At 51.3% G+C, this 2,452-nt stretch carries 2 protein-coding genes and 1 other RNA gene; 2 read left to right on the top strand and 1 reads right to left on the bottom strand.

What is annotated here, in order from left to right:
- Positions 1-321 (bottom strand): hypothetical protein (locus tag Q0628_RS11780; RefSeq protein WP_298771233.1); only part of this gene is annotated, 321 nt, incomplete at its 3' end.
- Between the two features lie 149 nt (positions 322-470).
- On the opposite strand from Q0628_RS11780, the gene ssrA reads away from it, so the two are divergent.
- Together ssrA and Q0628_RS11790 are read left to right on the top strand one after the other, a co-directional pair.
- Positions 471-830: a transfer-messenger RNA gene (gene ssrA / locus Q0628_RS11785) on the top strand.
- A gap of 252 nt (positions 831-1,082) precedes the next feature.
- A partial coding sequence (locus Q0628_RS11790; RefSeq protein WP_298771234.1) for a peptidase U32 family protein occupies positions 1,083-2,452 on the top strand: 1,370 nt, incomplete at its 3' end.

Consider the following 2,452-nt stretch of genomic DNA (forward strand, 5'->3'; position numbering starts at 1 on the left):
AAAGAACTTGAGACGCTCTTCGAGAACACCCTCAAACGGGACCTTCTTTTCGTAGGGTTTAAGCCCAATTGCCGGGAAAAAGCGCACAAAGGATTCGCCCAGCAGACCTTCCAGGTTTTCCACCCAGGTTTCTGCACTCTTGTAATCGCGGGAAACTACGAGAATCGGGTTCGGCTTTTTAAGGAAACGGGCGGCAACCATCATGGCTGCAGCAGGTACGGTAGCCCCATTTATATGTATGGCCTCCCCTTCAGCCTTGCTGAAAAGGTTGAGCGACTCGGCGCGCGCAAACGTAATAAATTCTGAAAGGGATTCTACCATTGAGGCGAAAGATAGAAAAATTGCAATTTAATTCATATTTTACTATATTTGAAGTAACACGATCCCTACGGGGGTGCTTTCTGCTCTTCGAGCAGAATCACTCCGGCTCGGTCATGCCGGCAAGCAAGCTTGCCGTCGCGACACTCACCGGGGGTGCTTTGGTTTCGACAGGGTTACCGAAGTGTTAGTTGCAAGCCGAGGTCTCAGACGAGGGCACTCGTAAAAAAGTCTGAAAAAAAATAAGTGCTGACGAAAACTACGCACTCGCTGCCTAATTAGCGGCAACGCCGGGCCTCATTCCGCTCCCATCGGGATGTACGTCCGGACGCAATATGGGATAGGATGCATTCATGCCTAGGGAACGTGTCCGACATTTACTAGGCTGGTCAAAGTCCGCGCCGACCTTCTTGGGCGTAGATCAGACGAGAACTTAAATACGAAGGGAACGCTTGTAGGAACGTGCATGGACGTGATTTTGGACAGGGGTTCGACTCCCCTCACCTCCATAAAGTAAAAGGGAGCTCCTAGAGAGCTCCCTTTTACTTTATGTTTTTAAAAGACCGAATCGGCTAATATCTGCTTATTCCTTACTCTGAAGCCGGTTCTCTCGCCAACACGACTCGTCAATACGAGTCGCTTTTGGCTCACATTATTTAATAAAGGACTCCTAGAGAGCTCCCTTTTACTCTATGTTTTTAAAAGACCGAATCGGCTAATATCTGCTTCATCCCTACCCCATACACTTTTTTATCTTTGTTTTTATGGATTTAAGGAAAAAATCGCCGGAACTTTTATTGCCCGTAGGCACGCGCGAAATGCTCGAAGCAGCGATCGACAACGGAGCCGATGCCGTATACTACGGCGTCCCATACTGGAACGCCCGCGGACGCACCGAGGATTTTTCCTTTGAAGATATAGCCGAAATGATCCGCTACGCCCGCATACGCGGGGTACGCACATTTTTCGCGATGAATGTTCTTGTCTTTGAGCGAGAACTCCAGCAGCTTCCAGAGTTTCTGGAAAAGTTAATTTCGCTGGAACCCGATGCATTCATCATCCAGGATATCGGTTTAGCAAGGCTTATCCGCGCCATCGCACCGACACAGGAAATTCACGCGAGTACACAGATGACTCTTTCTAGCGCCGAAGGCGTGAACCTAGTGAAAAGCATCGGATTCAACCGCGCCGTTCTCGCCCGCGAACTTTCCGCCAAGGAAATTGCAAAAATAAAGTCTGCAACAGACCTTGAGCTAGAAGTCTTCATACACGGCGCACTCTGCGTGAGCTATTCCGGGCAATGCCTTACCAGCGAGAACTTCGGTGGACGCAGCGCAAACCGCGGCCAGTGCGCCCAAAGTTGCAGACTCCCCTATCGGATTTTTGTCGACGGCAAGGAATTCCGCGATACAGATGCCCATTACCTTTTCAGCACACGCGACCTCTGTGCGCTCCCCAAGCTTTCCGAACTTGAAGATATCGGCGTAGATTCCTTGAAAGTGGAAGGTCGTCTGAAGAGCCCCGAATATGTGGCCGCCGTCGCAAAGGCCTATCGCAAAGCTTTAAACCATATTCCTCTCGACGCCAAGGACCTAGAACCGCTCGAGGTTCTCTTCTCGCGCGGACTCACAACAGGATGGCTCGACGGAGACAACCATCAGGAACTGGTGAACGGCTCATTCAGCAACCATCACGGATTATACCTAGGCAGGATAGAGAAAATTGAAAAGGGGCGCATATTCCTCTTGTTCGACGAAGCTATCGAAAATATTCCGCGGCCGGGCGATGGAATACTCTTCGAGGATCCAGGCCGCGGAATCAGCACCGGAAGCCGTCTTTACGCGGCACAGGTGCTCCACGGGGACCGACGCGGACAGTCGAGACTTCTGAAGCTTGAATTCGGCAAGGAGTTCGACATGCGCTGCGTGACGCGCGGCATGCAGGTTTTCCGCAACGATTCGCCCGCGCTTGAGCGCGAACTGCGCCGCACATTTACCGACCGCGAAATGCAGAAGCGCCTCCCCGTCAAGATGACCCTAAAAGGCGAAATCGGCAACAAAATTTCGCTTTCTATTTTCGATTACGACGGCCATACGGCTACCGCTGAAAGCGAAAACGAACTCGAGGCGGCCCG

Origin of the sequence: uncultured Fibrobacter sp. (assembly GCF_937877005.1) — a bacterium.
Classification (GTDB): domain Bacteria; phylum Fibrobacterota; class Fibrobacteria; order Fibrobacterales; family Fibrobacteraceae; genus Fibrobacter.